The following is a 21946-nucleotide window of genomic DNA, read 5'->3' as shown; positions in this document are numbered from 1 at the left end:
TCTGCTTTAGCGGCGGCGGCCGGCCCGACCGCCCTGGGCAGGTCGCCCAGGCACGGCGTGAACGCCCTGCGCCTGCTGATTTTCCCGCTCGGCGTCCCAGCGGGCGTACGCGTCGACGATCTCCCCGACCAGCCGGTGGCGGACCACGTCGGAGCTGGACAACTGGGAGAAGTGCACGTCCTCGACGTTTTCCAGGATCTCCCGAACCACCCGCAGGCCGCTACTCGTCCCGCCGGGAAGGTCCACCTGGGTGATGTCACCGGTCACGACGATCTTGGAGTTGAAGCCGAGTCGGGTGAGGAACATCTTCATCTGCTCGGGCGTCGTGTTCTGCGCCTCGTCCAGGATGATGAACGCGTCGGAGAGCGTACGGCCTCGCATGTAGGCCAGCGGGGCGACCTCGATCGTCCCCTGGGCCATCAGCTTCGGGATCGTCTCCGGGTCGAGCATCTCGTGCAGCGCGTCGTAGAGCGGGCGCAGGTACGGGTCGATCTTGTCGTTGAGCGTGCCGGGCAGGAAGCCCAGCCGCTCGCCCGCCTCTACCGCCGGCCGGGTGAGGATGATCCGGTTGACCTGCTTGGCCTGCAACGCCTGGACGGCCTTCGCCATCGCCAGGTAGGTCTTTCCGGTGCCGGCCGGGCCGATGCCGAAGACGATGGTGTGCGAGTCGATCGCGTCGACGTACTTCTTCTGCCCGAGCGTCTTGGGGCGGATGGTGCGCCCGCGCCGGGACAGGATGTTGAGTGTCAGGACCTCGGCGGGCCGCTCGGCGCTGCCCTGCTCGAGCATGCCGACGGTACGCCTTACGGCGTCAGTGGTCAGGGTCTCGCCTTTCTCGATGAGTTCGAGGAGCTCGCTGAAGACCCGCTCGGCGAGGGCGTTGTCCGCGGGGTCACCGGTGATGGTGATCTCGTTGCCGCGGACGTGCACGTCACTGTTGACCGAGCGTTCGACGAGTCGGAGGATCTCGTCGCCTGCGCCGAGCAGATTGACCATGATCTTCGGGTCGGGCACGGTGATCTTGGTCTGCACCCGGGGCGGGCCGGGAGGTGGGGTGCCGGTCATAGGTCGGGCCGTAGGGCCCTGCGCCACCTGCTCTCGATCTCGGCGCCGGCCTGCTGGCCTGGCGTGCGGACGTTACACCCATCGTATCGGTTCAACGCGGGCCGCATCGCGCCCATTTCCGCTGGCCGCGATCAACTCCCGGCCCGGAAGTCGTACCTGTCGAAGGTCTCCTGGTGGCGGGTGAATCGGTACGTCGCCCAGTGCATCCGGACCACCACGCCGGCCTCGTCCCGGGTCAGCCGCAGCAGCTCACCGACTTCCCGACCGGAGACCGTGCGGAACACGTCCGGCTGGTCCGCCAGCGGGGTGAAGATCGCCGGGGGACGTCCCGCCGGGTCCCCGACCCCACGCGCCCGCAGGGCGCCGTCGTGCCAGGAGAAGACGTACTCGGAACCCTCACCCCACCAGCGGCCGAGCACGGCCCGCAGGGCCGCCGGAGCGGGTGCGCCGGGCCGCCAGGGCTCGATCTCGGCCGGGTCGTGTTCGACCGCTGCGGCGAGCAGCCGGTGCGGCAGGTCGAGCAGTTCGGTCGCCGTGCCGGACGAGCCGAGCACCGCGGCGCCCATCGCGCCGGCCGTGCCGTCGCCGCCCCGGCGGCCGTACACCCCGGCGAGGAACCCGGGCATCGCCCCGTCGTGCCCGACGTGCAGCACCCGCTCCCCCTGCGGGACGAGGATCAGCCCGAGCCCGAAGCCCACGCCCCAGAGCGTCTCGTCGGTCGTGGTCAGCGGCCAGCGCATCTCGTCCAGGGTGGCCGGGGCGAGCACCGCGCCGGTCGGGTCCAGCGCCGCCGGGTCAGCCAGGAACGCCGCCCAGCGGGCCATGTCGGTGGCGGTGCCCCAGAGCTGGGCGACCGGGCCGACCGCGCCGAAGTCGGTAGGTGGTTCCGGGTGCGCCTCGTCGGAGTACGCGTCGACCAGGAAGCCGGTGGCCGCCGTCGGCCGTGGGGTCACTGTGGTGTCGGTCAGCCCCAGCGGCGTCAGGATCCGCTCGGTGAGCGCCTGCGCCCAGCTCTCGCCCCGCAGTCGGGCGACGAGTTGGCCGAGTACGGCCATGCCCAGGTTGGAGTAGTGGAACCGACGGCCGGTGGGCAGCACCCGCTCGGCCCGGTCCAGCTCCGCGACCAACTGGTCGGCGTCCGGTGCGCGCAGGCTGTCCCAGATGTCGCCGAACGGCTCGCGTTGCAGACCAGCGGTGTGCGACAGCAGCCGGCGCACGGTCAGCTCGCCGTGCGCCGGGAGGTCCAGGTGCCGGCCCACCGGGTCGTCCAGGTCCAGTAGCCCGTCGTCGCGGCACTGCAGGATCAGCACCGCGGTGAACGTCTTGGTGACCGAGCCGATCCGGAACTGGGTGCTCGACCCAAGCGGGCTGTCGGTGCCGGTCTCGCCGACCGTGCAGCTCCACAACTGTCGGTCGGCCCGGTGCAGCGCCGCCGACACCGCCGGCACCCGGGCTTCGGCCTGCACCCGCCGGACCAACCGGCCCAGGTGCTCGTCGGCGCGGCTGTCGGGCTGGCTCACGCCGTCGCTCCGCTGCGCTGCGCGACGGTGCGAGGCGCCACGCTACTGAGCCTGCTGGTTCGCTCGCTGCGCTCGCTCACGCCAGGTTCCGGGCGAGCATCGGGCCGAGCGGCGCGCCACCGAGCAGGTGCGCGTGCACGTGGAACACCTCCTGCCCGCCGTACGCGCCGGTGTTGAACATCAGCCGGAAACCGTCGCCCAGCAGGCCCTCGTCCTCGGCCACGGCGGCGGCCGTCGCCAGCACGTCTGCGGCCAGCGCCGGGTCACCCTCAGCCAGCGTGGCGACGTCGGCGTAGTGCTCCTTCGGAATGACCAGGACGTGCACCGGCGCCTTCGGGCCGATGTCGCGGAAGGCGAGCGTGGTGTCGGTCTCCCGGACCACAGTGGCCGGGATCTCCCCGGCGACGATGCGGCAGAACAGGCAGTCGGATCCCATCGGGGCAGTGTAAAGAGCCAAGGTACGGCTGAGGCAGGATGGCCGGCATGACGGATCGGGCGGTACTCGTGACCGGGGCCTCGCGCGGGATCGGCCGCGCGGTGGCGGAAGCGTTCGCGGCGGGCGGCGACCGGGTGGCGATCCACCACCGCGACTCCGCCGACGCGGCCGAGGAGCTGCGCGCGCAGTTGCCCGGCGCCGGGCACGTGGTGGTCCGCGCCGACCTCACCGATCCGGACGCGGTCCGGGTCATGGTCGACCGGGCCGCCGAACTGCTCGGCGGGCTGGACGTGCTGGTCAACAACGCCGGGATGTACGGCGACCGGGACGACCCGCACCCGATCTTCGGCGCCTCCTACGAGCAGTGGCAGAAGCGCTGGCGGCAGGTGCTGGAGACCAACCTGACCGGGGCCGGCAACGTCACCTGGTGCGCCGCCCAGCACATGCGTGAACGCGGCGGCCGGATCGTCAACGTCTCGTCCCGGGGCGCGTTCCGCGGCGAGCCGGACCAGCCGGCGTACGGCGCCAGCAAGGCGGGGCTGAACGCACTGGGCCAGTCCCTCGCCGTGGCGCTCGCGCCGTACGGCATCACTGTCGCCACCGTCGCGCCGGGCTTCGTGGCGACCGACATGACCACCGAGCACCTGCGCGGTGAGCAGGGTGCGGCCATCCGGGCGCAGAGCCCGTTCGACCGGGTGGGCAAACCCGAGGAGATCGCCGCCGCCGTGCACTGGCTGGCCTCGCCGCAGGCCGAGTGGGCCTCCGGCACCATCGTCGACCTCAACGGCGCCTCCTACCTGCGCAGCTGAGACTCCGTTCCGACAAGATCTTGGAAGGAAAGCGCCCCGGGAAGGGCCTTATCCTTCCAAGATCTCGCTGAGGATGCGCGGCGCGACGCGAAGCGGCGCGGGGTTACCAGCGGCCTAGGCGGGTGGCTAGCACGCTGAGGGCCGCGACCCCGGCGGTGGAGGTGCGCAGCACGGCCGGCCCGAGGCGTACGGGTCGCCCGCCGGCCTCGGCGAAGGCGGTCAGCTCGGCCGGGGCGATGCCACCCTCCGGGCCGACCACCAGGACGATCTCGCCGACCGACGGCAGGTCTGCGGTGGTGAGCCGCTCCTCGGCCTCCTCGTGCAGCACGAACCCGGCGGCGGCACCGGCGATCCGGCGAGCCACCGTCGCGGTGGACTCGTCCGGCGCACCGGCCACCACCGGCAGCCACGGGCGGCGGGCCTGCTTGGCCGCCTCCCGGGCGGTCGCCACCCACTTCTCCCGAGCGCGTACGCCCCGGTCGCCACGCCACTGGGTCACCGAGCGCGACGCCGCCCAGGGCACGATCTCGTCGACCCCGACCTCGGTCATCGCCTGCACGGCCAGCTCGCCCCGGTCACCCTTGGCGATGCCCTGCACGGTCACCAGCCGGGGGACCGGCGCGTCCGCGTACCCCCGGGAGGTGATTGTGACGTCCAAGCTGCCCCGGCCGACGGCGGTGACCACGGCGGCGGCCGTGCCACCCCGGCCGTCGGCGAGCAGCAACTCCTCGCCGGCCCGCAGCCGTTGCACGGTGGCGGCGTGGTGGCCCTCCGGGCCGTCCAGGGTCAGCGCGTCGCCGGTGGGCAGCGCCTCGACCAGGAAGAGCGGCGCGGACACTCAGGCGTGCCCGTTGAACGCGTCGCGCATCCGGGAGAAGAAGCCGCCCTGCTTGGACAGCTCGGCGACCTCCTCGCCACGGGTCTTGGCGAAATCGCGCAGCATCTTCTCCTGGTCCGGGTCGAGCTTGGTCGGCGTCCGCACGTCCAGGTGCACGTAGAGGTCACCTCGGCCGGTGCCGCGCAGGTGCGGCACACCCCTGGCGCGCAGGCGCAGCGTGCTGGCTGGCTGGGTGCCGGCCTTGACGTCGACGGTCTCCTCGCTGTCCAGCGTCTTGATGGTCAGCCGGGTGCCCAGCGCCGCCGCCGTCATCGGCACGGTGACGCGGCAGTGCAGGTCGTCGCCCTTACGGGAGTACACGTCGTGCGGGCGCTCGTGGATCTCCACGTAGAGGTCACCGGCGGTGCCCCCACCGGGGCCCACCTCGCCCTGCTGGGCCAGCCGGATCCGCATGCCGTCCTCGACGCCGGCCGGGATCTTGACAGTCAGCGAGCGGCGGGTGCGCACCCGGCCGTCGCCGGCGCAGGTCGGGCAGGGGTGCGGGATGGTGGTGCCGTAGCCCTGGCACACGGTGCACGGCCGGGCGGAGACCACCTGGCCGAGGAAGGTGCGCTGCACCGACTGCACCTCGCCCCGACCGGCGCACGCCTCGCAGGTCGCCAGGTGCGTGCCGGCGGCGGTTCCGGCGCCGGAGCAGGTGGTGCAGAGCACGGCGGTGTCGACGGTGATCGGGGCCTCGACGCCGAACGCCGTCTCGTGCAGGTCGAGCTCGAGGCGCAGGATCGCGTCGGCACCCGGCCGGGTACGCGGACGCGGGCCACGGGCGTTGCCGCCCGCACCGCCGAAGAACGCGTCCATGATGTCCTGGAAACCGACGAACGGGCCGGCACCTCCGGGGCCTCCCGGGCCGCCAGCGCCGCCACCACCCGGGGCGAGCGGGTCGCCGCCCAGGTCGACGATCTGCCGCTTCCGGTCGTCCGAGAGGACCTCGTACGCGGCGTTGATGTCCTTGAACTTCTCCTGAGCCTCCGGGTCCGGATTGACGTCCGGGTGGAACTGGCGTGCCAGCTTGCGGTAGGCGCGCTTGATCTCGTCATCGGAGGCTTCCCGGCTCACACCGAGAATGCCGTAGTAGTCCCTGGCCACTGCGTTCCGTGTCCTCATGTTCGTCTCGCGTTGCGCCGGTCGGCGGCCGCAGCCGGCCGCATCGGCCCTGACCAATCAGTTCTGGGCCAGCAACTCGCCCACGTAGCGTGCCACGGCGCGCACTGTGGCGATGTTGCCGGGGTAGTCCATCCGGGTGGGGCCCAGCACCCCCATACCGCCCAGGATGGTGGCGCCCGGGCCGTACCCGGTGCTGACCACGGAGGCGGCGCGCAGGTTGTCGAACTCGTTCTCGTCGCCGATCAACACCCGGGTCGTGCTCGGCTCAGTCTCACCGATGAGCTTGAGCAGCACGACCTCCTCCTCCAGAGCTTCAAGGATCGGCCGCAGGGAGCCCTGGAAGTCGAGCAGACCGCCCCGGGTGAGGTTCGCGGTGCCGGCGAGCGCGATCCGTTCCTCGTGCCGCTCGACAAGCGTTTCCAGCAGGACGGTGGCGAGCGTGGTCATGGTCGGGCGCAGGTCGGTCGGTGCTTCCTCGACAAGCGCCTGCACCAGCGGTGGCGTCTCGGACAGCCGGGCGCCGGCGAGCTTCTCGTTGATCAGTCGACGGAGGTCGGTGACGTCGTCGGCGAGCACCGGCCCGGGCAACTCCACGAGTCGCTGCTCCACCCGCCCGGTGTCGGCGATCATGACAAGCATCAACCGGGTCGTGGAGATCGGCACCAGCTCCAGGTGGCGCACCGAGGAGCGGGCCAGGCTCGGGTACTGCACGACGGCGACCTGCCGGGTGAGCTGGGCGAGCAGCCGCACCGTGCGGTGCACCACGTCGTCGAGGTCGACCGCACCGACCAGGAAGCGCTCGATGGCCCGGCGCTCGGCCGGGCTGAGCGGCTTGACCCGGGACAACCTGTCGACGAAGAGGCGGTAGCCGCGGTCGGTGGGCACCCGGCCGGCACTTGTGTGCGGCTGCCGGATGTAGCCCTCCTCCTCCAGCACGGCCATGTCGTTGCGGACCGTGGCCGGGGAGACCCCGAGCTGGTGCCGCTCGACAAGCGCCTTACTGCCGACCGGCTCCTGGGTGGAGACGTAGTCCTCGACGATGGCGCGGAGCACGGCGAGTTTCCGGTCGTCGAGACCCATCCTCCGCACCTCCTGTCGCACGTCGGCCGCCGGCGTCTTGGGCCGGCCCAGCCGTCCTGGCACTCGACTGTAACGAGTGCCAGTCTACGTCGGCGTACCCGCCCACGCGATGATCAACGACCACCTGTCGGTGCGGCCCACACCACCCCGCTGGGCCGATCGGCCCGCACTGCCGGGCGGTGTCGCTCTGGTGCGGCGTTGCCGTGGGCACCTACCGTGACATCCATGACTGAACCTCCCCGCCCTCCCGGTTCCGGTGACACCGGCAACTACCCGCCGGAGCCGACCTCCCCGGGCCCGTTCCCGTCGGCCGAGCCGCCCACCGCACCACTGTCCGGGGCACCAGGCCCGGGCGGCTATCCCCCGCCCGGTGGCTATCCGCCGCCCACCGGTGACCAACCGCCGTCAGGTGGCTACCCTCCGGCAGGTGGCTATCCGCCGCCCGGGGGCTACCCGCCGGCTGGCGGATATCCGACCGGTGGGGCCTACGGCGGCCCCGGCGGCGGCTACGCCAACAACGAGGACAAGACCTGGGCGCTTGTCGCGCACTTCGGCGGCGCCCTCGGCGCGCTGATCAGCTTTGGTCCGCTGGGCTTCGTCGCCCCGCTCATCGCCTACCTGGCCCGCGGCCAACAGTCGCCGACCGTCCGGGCGCACGCGCTCGCCGCCCTGAACTTCCAGATCCTCTGGTCGGTCATCGCGTTCGTGCTGCTCTTCGTGAGCTGGTGCCTGCTCTTCCTGCCCAGCATCGCCGTCGTGGTGATCCAGATCCTGTTCGGGATCATCGCCGGCGTGAAGGCCAACGAGGGCAACCCGTACCGCTACCCGATGTCGGCCAACTTCATCAAGTGACCCGGGCCGGCCGCTCCCCCGGCCGGTCCGGCGCACTGCTGCCGTTCACGAGGGGTGGTGGGCTCGGTCAGGGGAGCAGGTCACGGACGACCGCGTCGGCGAGCAACCGGCCGCGCAGGGTGAGCACCGCCCGGCCGGCCGCGTACGCCGCGGCGTCGAGCAGGCCGCCAGCCAGCGCCCGCTCGGCCCCGGCCCGCCCGGTGGCGTCGAGCACCGCCAGCGGCAGGCCACTGGCCAGCCGCAGCCGGAGCATCACGTCCTCCATGTGCGCCTCGTCGGCCGTGAGCACCTCCCGGGCCAGGCCGGGAGACGCGCCGGCAGCCAACCGTTGGGCGTACGCCGAGGGGTGTTTGACGTTCCACCAGCGCACCCCGCCGACGTGGCTGTGCGCCCCCGGGCCCAGCCCCCACCAGTCCGCGCCGGTCCAGTAGAGCAGGTTGTGCCGGCAGCGGGCCTCCTCGGTGCGGGCCCAGTTGGAGACCTCGTACCAGGAGAGCCCGGCCGCGTCGAGCGCGGCCTCCGCGGCCAGGTAGCGGTCCGCGGCCACGTCGTCACTGGGGTACGCCAGTTCGCCGCGCCGCATCCGGGCGGCGAGCCGGGTGCCGTCCTCGACGATCAGGGCGTACGCGCTGACGTGGTCCACCCCGGCGGCGACGACCTGCTCCAGCGAGGCGGCGAAGTCCTCGGCCCGCTCTCCCGGGGTGCCGTAGATCAGGTCCAGGTTGACGTGCTCGAACCCGGCGTCGCGCGCCTCCAGGGCGGCGGCGGTGGCCCGGCCGGCGCTGTGCTTACGGTCCAGGATCGCCAGCACCCCCGGGGAGGCGGACTGCATGCCCAGCGAGATCCGGGTGTAGCCGGCGGCCCGCAGCCGCTTCAACGATTCCGGGGTGACCGACTCGGGGTTGGCCTCGGTGGTCACCTCGGCGTCGGCGGCCAGCCCCCAGGTGCGGTCGATGCCGTCGAGGATGCGGGCCAGGTCGTCGGCGGGGAGCAGGGTGGGCGTGCCGCCGCCGACGAAGACCGTGTCGACCCGGGGTGGCGGGTTGTCGCCGAGCACCCGGGCGGCGAGCGTCAGCTCGGCCAGGACGGTGTCGGCGTACCCCTCGCGGCTCGCGCCACCGCCCAGCTCGGCGGCCGTGTAGGTGTTGAAGTCGCAGTAACCGCAGCGACTGGCGCAGAACGGCACGTGCACGTACACGCCGAAGCCACGCGCGCCGACCGCTGTGGTGGCGGTGGCGGGCAACGATCCGTCGACGGGGACGGTCTCACCATCTGGAAGGACGCCGGGCATGGCCACTAGTGTGCCCGGCATGACCACTCCCGACGTCCTCGTGCGGGTCGCCACGGCCCGTGGGGTGACCACCCTCACCCTGGACAGCCCGCACAACCGCAACGCGCTCTCCACCGGCCTGATGACCCAACTGCTGGCCGGGCTGGCGGACGCGGTCGCCGACGACACGGTCCGCGTGATCGTGCTCGACCACAGCGGCCCGGTCTTCTGCTCGGGCGCGGACCTGAAGGAGACCGCCGCGGCGTACGCCAGCGGGACGGTGCCGGCCGGCATGCTGGGCGACGTGCTCGCGGCGCTCTGGGAGTGCCCGAAGCCGGTGCTGGCTCGGGTCGCCGGGCCGGCACGGGCCGGTGGGCTGGGCCTGATCGCCGCCGCCGACCTGGCGGTCTGCGCCGACGAGGCGACGTTCGCGTTCACCGAGGTCCGCATCGGGGTGATCCCGGCGGTGATCTCGGCGACCGTGCTGCCCCGGCTGCACCCCCGCGCCGCCGCCGAGCTGTATCTGACCGGGGACACCTTCGACGGCCGCCGGGCCGCCGAGGTCGGCCTGGTCACGGCCTCGGTCCCTGCGGACGGGTTGGACGACGCGGTACGGGGCTACTGCGACTCGCTGGTGCGCGGGGCGCCCGGGGCACTGGCCGGCGTGAAGGAGTTGCTGCGCCGACCGGGCGCCGCCGAGTTGCGCGGCGACCTGGCCCGGCTGTCCGCCGTCTCGACCGGCTACTTCCTGTCCGACGAGGGACGCGAGGGGGTCACCGCGTTCCGGGAGAAGCGATTGACTCGATGGGTGGCCGCTCTCGACGGCTGAGCGTCGGGGCGCCGCCGCTAAGCGGCGACGCCCCGAGGTCGGTCACCACGCCGTCGCGCCGCCGTCGACCGGATAGTTGGCCCCGGTGATGTACGACGCCCGGTCGGACGCGAGGAAGACCACCAGCTCGACGACCTCCTCGGGGCGAGCGAAGCGCTTGAGCAGCGTCTTGCTGGTGATGGCGTCGCGCGCCTCCTGGTTGTCACCGAGGTCGCGTTCGCTGGCCGGGGTGAGCGTGGGGCCGGGGCTGACCGCCACCGCGCGGATCCCGTGCGGCGCTCCTTCCAGCGCGAGCTGACGCGTCATGCCGATGATGCCGGCGTTAGCTGCGGTGTGACCGACCATCGGCGGGACGTGGCCACCGATCATCCCGGCCATGGAGGCGGCGTTGATGATGACGCCGCCTCCGCGCCGGACCAGGTGCGGCCAGGCGAACTTCGACACGAAGTACGGAATGTCGAGTTCTCCGGTGATGGTGTAGCGCCAGTCCTGCACGGAGAAATCGGGCATCGGGCCGAAGCGGAGCGCGGCCGCGTTGTTGTAGACCACGTCGAGCCCACCGTAGGCGGCGGCAGCGTCGTCGACGAGCGTGCGCACCTGCTCGGGGTCGGTGAGGTCGACCGGGGCGATGCCGGTCATCTCGCCGCCGGCGCGACGGACGAGTTCGACCGTCTCGTCGTTACCGGCGACCTGGAGGTCGACCCCGACGACCTTCGCACCCTCGCGTGCGAAGGTCAGTGCCGCGACGCGGCCCAGACCACCGCCGGTGCCGGTGATGAGTACGACCTTGCCGTCCAGGGTTCCCATGGAACTTCTCCCTACTTGTCGGATTGACGTGTCAACACCGTCAAGTCCCTGACCAGCGAATTGCTTCCCACGTCGGCGACCCGTGATGCATACGACAGCCCTCAACCAGGGCGGACGACCGGACGACCGGCAGGTGAGATTGCGACCGGAGCGGGAACGTCGCCAACCGGTAGCCGACCGCCAACCGGCCCGGAGTCGGCCAAGCTGGGCCCGAACCGCTCGGACGACCCGTGCGGGGCGTGCGGGGACGTACGCTTGTCAGACTGTCGATCTGGGGGTGTGGGTGCGAACTCGGGCAACCGTGGCGGGTGGAGTGGTCCTCATCCTCGTCGCCGTGATCGCGATCTGGCTCGTCGTACGACAGGTCGGCGACAACCTCAAGTTCCCGCTGACGGCACGCAAGTGCACCGTGCAGGCCGACGGACGGGTCGCGCTGGACGCCGACCAGATGGCCAACGCGGCAACCATCGCGGCGATCGGCGCGAAGCGCGGCATGCCCGAGCGGGCGGTCGTGGTCGCGCTCGCCACCGCGTACCAGGAGTCCGGGCTGCGCAACCTCGCCGCCGGCGACCGCGACTCGGTCGGCCTGTTCCAGCAGCGACCGAGCCAGGGCTGGGGCACCCCGACGCAGATCCGCGACCCGCGTTACGCGGCCAACCGGTTCTACGCCGCCCTCAAGAAGGTGCGCGGCTGGGAAGAGATGCGCGTCACCGATGCCGCCCAGCGGGTGCAGCGCTCGGCGTTCCCCGAGGCGTACCAGAAGTGGGCCGACGACTCCGAGGTGCTCAGCCGGGCCCTGCTCGGCGACGCCAGCGGCGCGGTCACCTGCACGGTGGGGCGTACCCCGGCGATGCATGGCGCGGCGGCGGCCGCGCAGCTGACCCGCAACCTGGTGCTGGACTGGGGGTTGAAGGGCACCGACCCGACCGACCCGACCGGGCTGGCGGTTACACCGAGTGACCAGCGTGACGGCTGGCGGTACGCGCACTGGCTGGTGTCGCACGCCCAGGACCACGGGGTCAAGCGGGTGCGCTTCGGCGCCCTGGAGTGGACCGCGAAGAACGGCGAATGGAGCCAGGTCGGTGGAGATCCGGCATCGCGGGTGGTCGCCGAGGTCTTCAGCGAGGGTTGAGGGCACCTCCGGATTACAGGAATCCGGATAATGCACAAACAGTCAAAGCGGACATTAGACGTGATTGGTTAAGGATTCCTACTCCGCGCATCCGCTTCGCGGCCGAGAGTCCCGAATCAACCCTGCCCCCAACAAGACGCCCCCTCGGCACCCGCTACAGCGCGTTACGCTCGGCGGCCTGTGCCAAAAAGGATTCACCTTCTGGGGAGGGGTGCGACGCGGTGTTCGATTACGGCGACCGGACCGGTTACGAACCGATCAGCGACACTGACCGCAAGGAGTTTCACGAGCAGGGCTTCCTCCTGCTGCGCAACGTCCTGACGGAGGACCACCGGGCGGCGCTGGAGGCGGCGGTCGACCGCGTCTACGCGGAAGAGCAGGCGAAGGGCACCACAAAGAAGGACGGCACCCTGCACCTGCTGGGCTTCCTGGAGCGCGACGAGCTCTTCGGCGAGCTGCTGACCCACCCGATCGCCTTCCCGTACATGTGGGGGCTGGCCGGCTGGAACATCTACACCCACCACAACCACCTGGACGTCACCCCACCGGCCGCCGAGCCGGAGAAGCCGTACTGGGGCTGGCACCAGGACGGGTACCGGCAGAACTCCGACCCGGAGACGATGGACCCGAACCTGCCCCGGCCGATGTTCTCGCTGAAGGTCGCGTACGTGCTGTCGGACCTCTCCGAGACCGGCCGCGGCGCCACCAAGGTCATCCCGGGCAGCCACCTGCTGAACTCGCTGCCCCGGCCGGACGACCTGAACGTGCACAACCCGGACCCGGAGGGCACGGTGGAGATCACCGCCAACCCGGGCGACGCCTTCATCTTCGACCGCCGGCAGTGGCACTCGCGGTCGACGAACCTGTCGACCATCACCCGCAAGATGCTCTTCGTCGGCTACACCTACCGGTGGATCCGTCCGCTCGACGAGCTGCACCCCGACCTGGACGGCGAGTGGTACCGCAACCGCACCCCGGTGCAGCGCCAGCTGATCGGTGAGGGCACCCACACCGCCAACTACTGGGGCATCAACTGGGACGGGTACGTCGACGACGAGATCCCGCTGCGCAAGGAGCTCAAGGAGCGCGGCCTGCTCGACCGCAGCGTCCCCTGGCTCCGCTGATCTTCCGCTCGTGAGAACGGCCCCCGGTCATCGCCCTTCGGCATGGCCGGGGGCCGTTCCCGTCGGCGCGACGGACAGGAGTTTCAGCTAGCCGACAGTTGAACGGCACCGCGCCGGTCAGGCCGTACCCTGTGCCGCATGACCGACGGCATCGCCCTGGCGCTGCTCCTTCTCGGAGTCTCACTCGGTGTCGTCGGCAACTGGATCAAACCACCGCAGAAGCTGACCGACCGATGGATAGTCGGCATCTTCGCGGTACTCCTCGTGGGAGCGTCGATCTTCACGTTCCTGGAGGGCCGCCTGCCGGCCGGGCAATCCGCTCCGCCCCAGGCCGACACCACGACCGTGCCGGCGCAGGCCCCCACAGTGCCGGTGCAGGCCTCCGCGAGCGCCACGCCCACGCCGACCGCGTCCGCCCGGCAGTCGACCAGCCCGAAGACGACTCCGGGCCCCGCCACGAGATCTGCCGCCGGTCGACCGGGAGCCACCGGCAAGAACGAGCCGCCACGGTCGCCGTATGTCGCCGCGAGCAGCTTCCAGCGCTTCGGCGGAACGCACGGGCCATTCAGCCTCGTCGCCAACGGAACAGCGTTGCGGATCGACACACCGGACAGTATCGAGAGCCAGTGGGGCGCATACCTCAAGGACCACATGATGTGCGACGGCACTGTCGAGTTCGACGTTCGGCTCGGCGCTGGCACGGTCGACTACTACGGGCTGGCCGTGCTCCCCCGCGGCGGTCTCGACAACGACCAGGCGACCGGCGACGCGATCATCCTCTACCTGGACTCCGACGGCACCTTCATCGCCAAGTTCTCGTCCCTGCCGACACCCGGCGTCGGTGGGGTCGGCGGCGGCTCCTATCCGGTCGCCGACCTGCGGCAGACCCGCCACGTGGTGGTCTCGGCGCGGGGCTCGACCTACTCCGTGAAGGTGGACGGGATCCCGGCCGGCGAGTTCGCCGAGACGGAGAGCGCCGGCTGCGGGAAGCTCACGCTTGCCGCCTGGGGTGGCACCACCGCCCACATCGAGGACATCCTGATGCGCTGAACGCCGCGCCGATGACCGTCAGCGTCCGAGCCGTCGGCGGGCCTTCTCCCGGATCGGCTCGGGCAGGTCCTCCGCGTCGAGCAGCCGGGGCAACAACTCCGGCTCCAGGCTGGTCGCCCGGAACACCTCGCCGATGGTCACCCCGTGCGCAGGCCGGTCCACCACCTCGACCGGGTCGCCCGCGCCGACCTCGCCCTCGCGCAGCACCCGCAGGTACGCCCCCGGCGCGGCACGGACGGTGAAGCGTCGGATCAGATCCGGTACGCCCCAGAACCCGGCGAAGGTGGCGCAGGGCGTCCGCGGCTTGGTGACCTGGAGCAGGGCGGAACCGACCTGCCACTGCTCGCCGATCACCGCACCCGTCACGTCGACCGCATAGGTGGTCAGGTTCTCACCGAAGCCGCCCAAGCGGATGGACCGGCCGAACTCGGCGGACCACCAGGCGGCGTCCTCCTCCGCGTACGCGTAGACCGCCTGGTCAGGACCACCGTGGCGGGCCCCGTCGCCGATGAAGTCGCCCGCGAGGCCGCCGGTGAGCAGCGGCACCGGCCCGTCGACCGGTCGCTTGTCGATGCCGCTGCGACCGCTCGCGTCGCCGGCCCACTCCGCCTCGGTCACGATGCCGAGGTTCACGGCTGCCACCCTGCCCGTCATACCCGTCAGCCTAGTTACGGGGCGGGTCAGCCCTTGACGGCGCCGGCCACCAGACCGGAGACCATCCGACGCTGCACCAGCAGGAAGAAGATGATGACCGGCAGGGTGAACAACGTGGACGCGGCCATCACCGGCCCCCAGTTGGTGTCGTCCCGACCGAAGAAGAAGGTCATCGCCACCGGCAGCGTGTAGCTCCCCTGGTCGTTGATGAACGTCAACGCGAAGATCAGCTCGTTCCACGCGGTGATGAAGGAGAAGATGCTGGTGGCCACCAGACCGGGCGCGACAAGCGGGAAGAGGACCCGGCGGAAGGTCTGGGCCCGGCTTGCCCCGTCGATCGCCGCCGCCTCCTCCAACTCCTTGGGCACCGCGGCGACGAAGCCGCGCAGCATCCAGACCGCGAACGGCAGCGAGAAACCGAGGTACGTGAGGATCAGGCTGGGCAGGGTGTTGTAGAGGCCCAGCCGCTGGATCATCAGGAACAGCGGGATGACCAGCGCCTCCAGCGGAATCATCTGCACCACCAGCAGCATGATCAGGAAGCTGGTCCGCAGCCGGAACCGGAACCGGGCCACCGCGGTCGCGGCGAGCAACGCGACCAGACCGCTGAGCACCACTGTGGAGACGGCGACCAGCGCGCTGTTGAGGAAGAAGTCGAGGAAGCTGACGCCCGGAATCAGGTTGCCGGTCAGGATCTCCCGGTAGTGCGCCAACGTCGGGTGGGTCGGCACCGGCTGCGGGGTGGCCGAGAAGATCTCGTTGCTCGGCTTCAGCGAGGTGGAGATCATCCAGTAGACGGGGAACGCCGCGAAGAGCGCGACCAACACCCCGGCGCCGTTGAGGGCGACCTTCTTCACGACTCGTCCTCCTGCTTGAGCACCATCCGTACGTAGAAGCCGGTGACCACCAACAGGATCAGGGTGAGGATCACCGCGATGGCCGCGCCGAGTCCGTACTTCGGCGGTGGAGAGAAGGCTTCGGCGTACGAGTAGATGGCGAGCATGAACGTCGGCCGGTCCTGGGTGCCGCCGGCCAGCACGAACTGCTGGGTGAAGACCTTGAAGTCCCAGATCGTGGAGAGCACGATCAGGATCCCGAAGACCGGGCGCAGCAACGGGAAGGTGATCTTCCAGAAGACCCGCCACGGGCTGGCGCCGTCCACCCGGGCCGCCTCGTGCAGCTCACTCGGCACGCTCTTGAGCCCAGCCAGCACGCTCACCGCGATGAACGGGAACGAGTGCCAGACCACCACCAGGGTGAGGATGGCGAAGAAGAGCAGCGGCGAGTTGAACCAGCCGTAGCCGGTCCAGTCGCTACGCCCGAACAGGCTGTTGGAAAGCCCGTCCGGCAGCGCGTTGAACAGCCAGGTGACCAGGCCGCTCGTGTCGTCGAAGATCCACTTCCAGACGATCGTGCCGGTCAGCGCCGGCGTCGCCCAGGCGAGCATCACGCAGCTGGCCACGAACGTCGCCATCTTGCGACCGAGCCGGTTGAGCAGCAGCCCCACCAGGGTGCCGAGCACCATCGTGAGCAGCACGTTGGCCGCGGCGAACAGCACCGTGTTGCGCAGCACGGTCAGGAAGAACGGATCGGAGAGGATGTCGGCGTAGTTGCCGAGCCCCACCCACGGCCACTCCCGGTCGCCGCGCAGTTGCCGAACGCTGTTCAGCCGGTAGAAGGACATCACCACCACCTGGCCGAGCGGCCAGAGCAGCAGCACCCCGATGATCGCCAGGGCGGGCAGGAGCAACAGGTAAGGGAGGCGGTCCACTCGGCGACGCCGCCGCGCGGGGGTCTCCCGCGCGGCGGACGTCTCCGGCACCTCGGTCAGCGTGGTCACTTGGCGTTGAGGATGCTTTCCATCTCACCGGCCGCGTCGGCGGTAGCCTTCTCGACCGTCTTCTGACCCTTCATGACCGAGCTGTTCATCGCCTGGGTCACCGTCTTCGTCCGGCTGACCTCCACCCACTTCGGGGTGAGCGGCGTGAGCTTGGTGTTCTGCATGGTGGTGGCGAACGCCGCCATCACCTTGTCGTTGGCGTACGCGTCGCCAGCGACCAGATCCTGGTAGACCGGGAAGAAGCCGAGGCTGCTCGCGAAGCTCTGCGAGTTCTTCTTGTTCAGCAGCACGGTCAGGTAGTCCCAGGCCAGGTCCTGCCGCTCGCTGTCCTTCCAGATCGCCACGTCCGAGCCGCCGGCGAAACCGGGCGCCGCCTTGCCGTCCGGGCCGGGGATCGGGAACGTACCCCAGACCTTCTCGATCTCGGGGTTGTCCTTCTTGATGGCACCCTGCTGCCAGCTACCGGCGAAGGCCATCGCGGCCTTGCCGGTGGCGAACTGGGTACGCGCGTCGATCTCGTTCCAACCCGCGGCCGCCGGCGGGGCCACCTTGTGCACGGTCACCAGGTCGGTCCAGTACTTGACGGCCCGCTGCGCCTCCGGCGTGTTGTAGCCGGACTTCCAGGTGCCGCCCTGGTTGCTGGCGATCTCGCCGCCCGCGCCCCAGAGGAAGGAGTAGAAGGGCAGCTCGGAGTTGCCAGGAAGGGCGATGCCGTAGGTGCCCTTCTTCTTCGCCTGCACGGCCTTGGCGACGGTGACCAGCTCATCCCAGGTCTTCGGGGGCTGCACGCCGGCCTCGGCGAACCAGTCCGTGCGGTAGTAGATCGCGCGCACACCCGCGTACCAGGGCACGCCGTACTGCTTGCCATCGAGCTGCGCGTTGCGCACCAGGTCGGGCAGCAGGTCCTTGCTGTCGGCCCAGCCGCCCATCCGAGAGCTCACGTCGGCGAGCGCCTCCTGAGCAGCCCAACCCTGAGTCTCGGTGTTGCCCAGCTCGGTGATGTCCGGTCCCTCACCGCCGGCGAGCGCGGCCTGGAACTTCTTGGGCGCCTCAAGCCAAGGGATGTACTGCACGACCACGTCGGTGTCGGGGTGCTTCTGGCGGAACTCAGCCTCGACACCGTCGAGGAAGGAGTTCTGCGCCTGACCACCCTCACCCATCATCCAGACCGTGAGCTTGCTGTCGTCGGCCGCGTCCTCACCGGAGCCCCCACAACCGGTCAGCACCATCGCGGCCGAGGCCACCATGGCGGTGACCGGGGCCAGCCGCTTCCACCTGTTCAAGCCACTTCTCCCCTCGCGCCGCTTGGAACTAACCTTCTCCGCCGCACCTTAATACGAAGAATTCTTTTACGACAGTGGGCGGGATTGGCCGAAGCGTGGCGACCGTACCGCAGAGACCCGACGAACAGGCGCCCTAGCATCGGCCCAAAGTCGGGCACTTCAGCACGAAAGAGCGCCCGGCTCTCGGCCGGGCGCCCTCTCCAGTCGTGCTGTCCTACCAGTAGTGCTGTGCCGCGAGATGATGCCGGGTCGTTATCGGGTGACGCGGCGGCGGCCACCCACACCGGCCACCAGCGCGACCGCGATCGCGGCCACCACTACCTGCACCAGCAGCTCGGCCCAGTCGATACCGCTCGTCTCGGTCGCGATGCCGATGGCCCGCCAGATCGGCATGTTCTGCCGGCCCGGGACGACCAGGCGGCCGAGCGCGCCGACGATGAGACCAACAACGATCGCAGTGATGATGCCCCACACGGTGAGCTCCACGGCCACCCTCCTTCAAGAATGTCTGACACACGATGTGTGCTTCCTGTCGTGACCGTTAAGTGCCCGCCCCAACAAAAATCCAAACCGACTTCACCCATCAAACGATCACGACTGAGCCTGCCAAGGCACGTTCCACCACCGTGCCGGGCCGCAGAGCCACCCGGCCCCAGAGCAGCCAGAGCAGGATTCTGAGCGCCCGCAGCCGTCAAGGTCACGCTCGAACAGGAAGTAGTGGCCACGAAGCTCCGCGGAAGCCACTAAATCCAGGATGTTGCGCGATCTTGCGGTGCAAGGCTCGGAGGCCGGACGGCGCGGCGCGGCGCGGGGCGGGCACGTCGGGCGAGTCCCCGGGGACGTCGGGCGTGCGCGGCATGGCCGCTGCGGCGGGCAGAACGCCGATGGGCGCCCGACCTGTCGGCCGGGCGCCCATCGAAGGTGTCACGGTGGTACGGGTGATGCTGTGGTGTTACCGAGTCACGCGGCGGCGGCCACCCACACCGGCCACCAGCGCGACCGCGATCGCAGCCAGCACGACCTGCACCAGCAGCTCGCCCCAGTCGATGCCGCCAGATCGGCATGTTCTGCCGGCCCGGGACGACCAGGCGGCCGAGCGCGCCGACGATGAGACCAACAACGATCGCAGTGATGATGCCCCACACGGTGAACTCCACGGTCGCCCTCCTTCAAAAGAATGTCTGACACACGATGTGTGCTTCCTGTCGTGACGGCTAAGTGCCCGACCCGTCGAAAGCCCAAACCGACTCACTTCAACGGACAGCGTCAGATGTCAATGCGTCAGGGGGTGCGTCGGTTGGCACGAGAGTGCGTCCACACAGGTAGAAGCCCATTTCATCGCGCGGCCCACCCCCACCACAGCGCCAGAAAAATTTCCCGCACCACACGGTTGCGCCAGCACGAACCAGCACCGAGCCGGCAACCACGACGGGCAGCGGGCACCACGGACAGCAGGTACGACGGGCCAGGAGCCCGAACGGGGCGGGCCAGGGACACGCAAGGCGGGCCGGGAACACCGGCCAGACATACGGCAAGATCCGCGCAACTTCAGGGAAACTGCTGCCTCAATGTGGCTCCAGGCAACACTTTCCCCGAAACTGCGCGGATCCTGGTCGCGCCCGACAGAGCCGAACGCGACAGAGCCGAACGCGACGGGGGCTACTTCTTCCCGGCGGCCTTGCCGTCGCCGGAGTCGGAGGAGAGGGCGGCGATGAAGGCCTCCTGCGGCACCTCGACCCGGCCGACCATCTTCATCCGCTTCTTGCCTTCCTTCTGCTTCTCCAGCAGCTTGCGCTTACGGCTGATGTCGCCGCCGTAGCACTTGGCGAGAACGTCCTTGCGGATCGCCCGGATGGTCTCCCGGGCGATGACCCGGCTGCCGATGGCCGCCTGGATCGGCACCTCGAACTGCTGGCGCGGAATGAGAGTGCGCAGCTTGGCGGCGATGGTGACGCCGTAGTTGTACGCCTTGTCCTTGTGCACGATGGCGCTGAACGCGTCCACCGCTTCGCCGTGCAGCAGGATGTCCACCTTGACCAGGTCGGACGCCTGCTCGCCGGAGGGCTCGTAGTCCAGCGAGGCGTAGCCCTTGGTACGGCTCTTCAGCTGGTCGAAGAAGTCGTAGATGATCTCCGCGAGGGGCAGCGTGTAGCGCAGCTCCACCCGGTCGGCGGAGAGGTAGTCCATGCCGAGCAGGGTGCCGCGCCGGCCCTGGCAGAGCTCCATGATCGCGCCCACGTAGTCGTTGGGCGTCAACACGGTGGCCCGGACCACCGGCTCGTACACCTCGGCGATCTTGCCGGTGGGGTACTCGCTCGGGTTGGTGACGACGATCTCCTCGCCGTCGTCAGTGATCGCCCGGTAGACGACGTTGGGTGCGGTGGAGATCAGGTCGAGGTTGTACTCGCGCTCCAGCCGCTCCCGGATGATCTCCAGGTGGAGCAGGCCGAGGAAGCCGCAGCGGAAGCCGAAGCCGAGCGCGCCGGAGGTCTCCGGCTCGTAGTCCAGGGCGGCGTCGTTGAGCTTGAGCTTGTCCAACGCCTCGCGCAGGTTCGGGTAGTCGGACCCGTCGATCGGGTAGAGGCCGGAGTAGACCATCGGCTTCGGGTCCTTGTAGCCACCCAACGCCTCGGCCGCCGGACGGCTGTTGATGGTGACAGTGTCACCGACCCGGGACTGCCGGACGTCCTTCACGCCGGTGATCAGGTAGCCGACCTCGCCGACGCCGAGCGCCTCGGCCTTGACCATCTCGGGTGAGATGACGCCGATCTCCAACAGCTCGTGCACCGCGCCGGTGGACATCATCTTGATCCGGTCGCGGGCGCTGATCCGGCCGTCGATGACCCGGACGTACGTGACGACGCCGCGGTAGACGTCGTACACCGAATCGAAGATCATCGCGCGGGCGGGTGCCTCGGCGTCGCCGACCGGCGGGATGAACTGCCGGACGATCTCGTCGAGCAGGTACGGGACGCCCTCGCCGGTCTTGCCGGAGACCCGGATGCAGTCGGCGGGGTCGCCGCCGATGAGGTGCGCCAACTCCTCGGCGTACTTCTCCGGCTGCGCGGCCGGCAGGTCGATCTTGTTGAGCACCGGGATGATGCGCAGGTCGTTCTCGAGCGCCAGGTAGAGGTTGGCCAGGGTCTGCGCCTCGATGCCCTGCGCGGCGTCGACAAGCAGCACGGCGCCCTCACAGGCGGCCAGCGACCGGGACACCTCGTAGGTGAAGTCGACGTGCCCCGGGGTGTCGATCATGTTGAGCACGGCGTGCTCACCGGCCCGCTCACCCTCGCGGATGGTCCACGGCATGCGGACGGCCTGGCTCTTGATGGTGATGCCGCGCTCGCGCTCGATGTCCATCCGGTCCAGGTACTGCGCGCGCATCTGCCGGGGGTCGACCACGCCGGTGAGCTGCAACATCCGGTCGGCCAGGGTCGACTTCCCGTGGTCGATGTGGGCGATGATGCCGAAGTTCCGGATGCGACCGGGGTCGGTGGCACCAGGGGCGTTCGCGCCGGGATCGAGCTTCGGTGGCACAGCGGTCCGTTCTGGTCGGCTGACGTGAACAGGCCGGCGCGCCGCCGACCCCCTCTATGTTCCCACGCCGCCGGGGTGCGCCCACTGCGCGGGCGATGGATCGGTCCGAGGACCCCTCACTCCATCGGCGGCTCGACGAAGAGCGCGGCCAGTCGGGGCAGCCGCCGCCGCGCCTCGTCCTCGTCGTCGAAGTCCCAGAAGTCGTTGAGGTCCGGCGTCCGCACCGGGTCGCGGTCCGCCGGCAGTTCGGCCGCGGTGGCCTTGCGGTACGCGTCCCAGGGCACCGAGAGCATCTGCTCGGCGGAGAACTCCTCGCCGCTCAGTGAGGCCGCCCGCACCTGGGGCAGTTCGGCCAGCGAGTCCGGTTCGGTGACCGCGCGGGCGAAGACGGCCCGACCCTGGGTCATCAGCCAGCCCCGGAAGTGCTCGAAGCCGTCGGCCGAGGCACCGCCGTTGATCAGGTACGCCGCACCCCACAGATCCGCCTTGTGCGAGGCGGCCAGCACCCGCGTCTGGTGCCGCGCGTACCCGATGATGTCCTCCGGATCGCGCGCGGCGAGCAGCGCGACGGCTCGCGCGGCGACCGGGCCGGGCTCACCCCCGCCACCGGCCCGAGCCTCGTCGATCAGCTGCCAGAAGTCCTCGGTCCTCATGGC

Annotated in this window: 22 protein-coding genes and 1 pseudogene; 7 read left to right on the top strand and 16 right to left on the bottom strand. The window is 70.2% G+C overall.

The window, feature by feature from the left end; all coding sequences use genetic code 11:
* Positions 1-6: 6 nt before the first annotated feature.
* From IF46_RS0130090 to IF46_RS0130080, 3 genes are all read right to left on the bottom strand, one after another.
* A complete protein-coding gene (locus IF46_RS0130090) occupies positions 7-1065 on the bottom strand; it encodes a PhoH family protein (RefSeq protein ID WP_030491787.1) in 1059 nt (352 codons plus the stop codon).
* Positions 1066-1196: 131 nt separating this feature from the next.
* Positions 1197-2585 carry a serine hydrolase domain-containing protein gene (locus tag IF46_RS0130085; RefSeq protein WP_030491786.1) on the bottom strand — a complete coding sequence of 463 codons (1389 nt, stop codon included), beginning with the start codon at positions 2583-2585 and terminating at the stop codon, positions 1197-1199.
* Between the two features lie 76 nt (positions 2586-2661).
* Entirely contained in the window at positions 2662-3021 is a 360-nt protein-coding gene (locus IF46_RS0130080; RefSeq protein ID WP_030491785.1) for a histidine triad nucleotide-binding protein, read from the bottom strand.
* Between the two features lie 47 nt (positions 3022-3068).
* Here IF46_RS0130080 and IF46_RS0130075 point away from each other — a divergent pair, with 47 nt between their 5' ends.
* Positions 3069-3830, top strand: coding sequence for an SDR family NAD(P)-dependent oxidoreductase (locus IF46_RS0130075; RefSeq protein ID WP_030491784.1), 762 nt, complete (start codon positions 3069-3071; stop codon positions 3828-3830).
* Positions 3831-3933: 103 nt separating this feature from the next.
* Here the strand turns inward: IF46_RS0130075 and IF46_RS0130070 are convergent, their stop codons facing one another.
* From IF46_RS0130070 to hrcA, 3 genes are all read right to left on the bottom strand, one after another.
* The gene (locus IF46_RS0130070) at positions 3934-4668 is read right to left on the bottom strand and encodes a 16S rRNA (uracil(1498)-N(3))-methyltransferase (protein WP_030491783.1); all 735 of its coding nucleotides are present in this window, start codon (positions 4666-4668) and stop codon (positions 3934-3936) included.
* A complete protein-coding gene (gene dnaJ / locus IF46_RS0130065; RefSeq protein ID WP_030491782.1) occupies positions 4669-5814 on the bottom strand; it encodes a molecular chaperone DnaJ in 1146 nt (381 codons plus the stop codon).
* A gap of 75 nt (positions 5815-5889) precedes the next feature.
* Positions 5890-6912, bottom strand: coding sequence for a heat-inducible transcriptional repressor HrcA (gene hrcA, locus IF46_RS0130060; RefSeq protein ID WP_030491781.1), 1023 nt, complete (start codon positions 6910-6912; stop codon positions 5890-5892).
* 76 nt (positions 6913-6988) lie between these two features.
* Between hrcA and IF46_RS34615 the strand changes: the two genes are divergently transcribed.
* Together IF46_RS34615 and IF46_RS0130055 are read left to right on the top strand one after the other, a co-directional pair.
* On the top strand, positions 6989-7132 hold the full coding sequence (locus tag IF46_RS34615; RefSeq protein ID WP_157563665.1) for a hypothetical protein: 144 nt from the start codon (positions 6989-6991) through the stop codon (positions 7130-7132).
* Between the two features lie 5 nt (positions 7133-7137).
* A complete protein-coding gene (locus IF46_RS0130055; RefSeq protein ID WP_030491780.1) occupies positions 7138-7764 on the top strand; it encodes a DUF4870 domain-containing protein in 627 nt (208 codons plus the stop codon).
* Positions 7765-7831: 67 nt separating this feature from the next.
* Here IF46_RS0130055 and hemW read toward each other — a convergent pair whose 3' ends face one another.
* Entirely contained in the window at positions 7832-9055 is a 1224-nt protein-coding gene (gene hemW, locus IF46_RS0130050; protein WP_030491779.1) for a radical SAM family heme chaperone HemW, read from the bottom strand.
* A 19-nt stretch (positions 9056-9074) separates the two neighbouring features.
* Between hemW and IF46_RS0130045 the strand changes: the two genes are divergently transcribed.
* Positions 9075-9863, top strand: coding sequence for an enoyl-CoA hydratase-related protein (locus tag IF46_RS0130045; RefSeq protein WP_030491778.1), 789 nt, complete (start codon positions 9075-9077; stop codon positions 9861-9863).
* A 42-nt stretch (positions 9864-9905) separates the two neighbouring features.
* Here IF46_RS0130045 and IF46_RS0130040 read toward each other — a convergent pair whose 3' ends face one another.
* Positions 9906-10670 carry an SDR family NAD(P)-dependent oxidoreductase gene (locus IF46_RS0130040; protein WP_030491777.1) on the bottom strand — a complete coding sequence of 255 codons (765 nt, stop codon included), beginning with the start codon at positions 10668-10670 and terminating at the stop codon, positions 9906-9908.
* 277 nt (positions 10671-10947) lie between these two features.
* Here IF46_RS0130040 and IF46_RS0130035 point away from each other — a divergent pair, with 277 nt between their 5' ends.
* From IF46_RS0130035 to IF46_RS0130025, 3 genes are all read left to right on the top strand, one after another.
* Complete coding sequence (locus tag IF46_RS0130035; RefSeq protein WP_030491776.1) at positions 10948-11802, top strand: hypothetical protein; 855 nt, start codon at positions 10948-10950, stop codon at positions 11800-11802.
* A 221-nt stretch (positions 11803-12023) separates the two neighbouring features.
* Positions 12024-12926, top strand: a complete 903-nt coding sequence (locus IF46_RS0130030; protein ID WP_030491775.1) for a phytanoyl-CoA dioxygenase family protein — start codon at positions 12024-12026, stop codon at positions 12924-12926.
* A gap of 138 nt (positions 12927-13064) precedes the next feature.
* Positions 13065-13976: a hypothetical protein gene (locus IF46_RS0130025; RefSeq protein WP_030491774.1), complete on the top strand. Its 912-nt coding sequence runs from the start codon at positions 13065-13067 to the stop codon at positions 13974-13976.
* A gap of 18 nt (positions 13977-13994) precedes the next feature.
* On the opposite strand, the gene IF46_RS0130020 is transcribed toward IF46_RS0130025, so the two are convergent.
* From IF46_RS0130020 to IF46_RS0129985, 8 genes and pseudogenes are all read right to left on the bottom strand, one after another.
* A complete protein-coding gene (locus tag IF46_RS0130020; protein WP_030491773.1) occupies positions 13995-14630 on the bottom strand; it encodes an MOSC domain-containing protein in 636 nt (211 codons plus the stop codon).
* 26 nt (positions 14631-14656) lie between these two features.
* On the bottom strand, positions 14657-15487 hold the full coding sequence (locus tag IF46_RS0130015; RefSeq protein ID WP_030491772.1) for a carbohydrate ABC transporter permease: 831 nt from the start codon (positions 15485-15487) through the stop codon (positions 14657-14659).
* The gene (locus tag IF46_RS0130010; RefSeq protein WP_030491771.1) at positions 15484-16470 is read right to left on the bottom strand and encodes a carbohydrate ABC transporter permease; all 987 of its coding nucleotides are present in this window, start codon (positions 16468-16470) and stop codon (positions 15484-15486) included. Before IF46_RS0130010 ends, IF46_RS0130015 begins: the two co-directional genes overlap by 4 nt.
* Positions 16467-17753 carry a sugar ABC transporter substrate-binding protein gene (locus IF46_RS0130005; RefSeq protein ID WP_030491770.1) on the bottom strand — a complete coding sequence of 429 codons (1287 nt, stop codon included), beginning with the start codon at positions 17751-17753 and terminating at the stop codon, positions 16467-16469. The genes IF46_RS0130010 and IF46_RS0130005 overlap by 4 nt, the downstream gene beginning before the upstream one ends.
* A gap of 252 nt (positions 17754-18005) precedes the next feature.
* On the bottom strand, positions 18006-18239 hold the full coding sequence (locus IF46_RS0130000) for a GlsB/YeaQ/YmgE family stress response membrane protein (protein ID WP_030491769.1): 234 nt from the start codon (positions 18237-18239) through the stop codon (positions 18006-18008).
* 466 nt (positions 18240-18705) lie between these two features.
* Positions 18706-18910 (bottom strand): annotated as a pseudogene (locus tag IF46_RS35400) (GlsB/YeaQ/YmgE family stress response membrane protein).
* Positions 18911-19412: 502 nt separating this feature from the next.
* Positions 19413-21290, bottom strand: coding sequence for a translation elongation factor 4 (lepA, locus tag IF46_RS0129990; protein WP_030491768.1), 1878 nt, complete (start codon positions 21288-21290; stop codon positions 19413-19415).
* A 116-nt stretch (positions 21291-21406) separates the two neighbouring features.
* Positions 21407-21943: a DUF4240 domain-containing protein gene (locus IF46_RS0129985; protein ID WP_030491767.1), complete on the bottom strand. Its 537-nt coding sequence runs from the start codon at positions 21941-21943 to the stop codon at positions 21407-21409.
* Between the last annotated feature and the right edge of the window lie 3 nt (positions 21944-21946).

It is taken from the genome of Micromonospora chokoriensis (genome assembly GCF_000718555.1).
Taxonomy (GTDB): domain Bacteria; phylum Actinomycetota; class Actinomycetes; order Mycobacteriales; family Micromonosporaceae; genus Micromonospora; species Micromonospora chokoriensis_B.
This window is presented reverse-complemented; position numbering and strand designations above follow the sequence as displayed.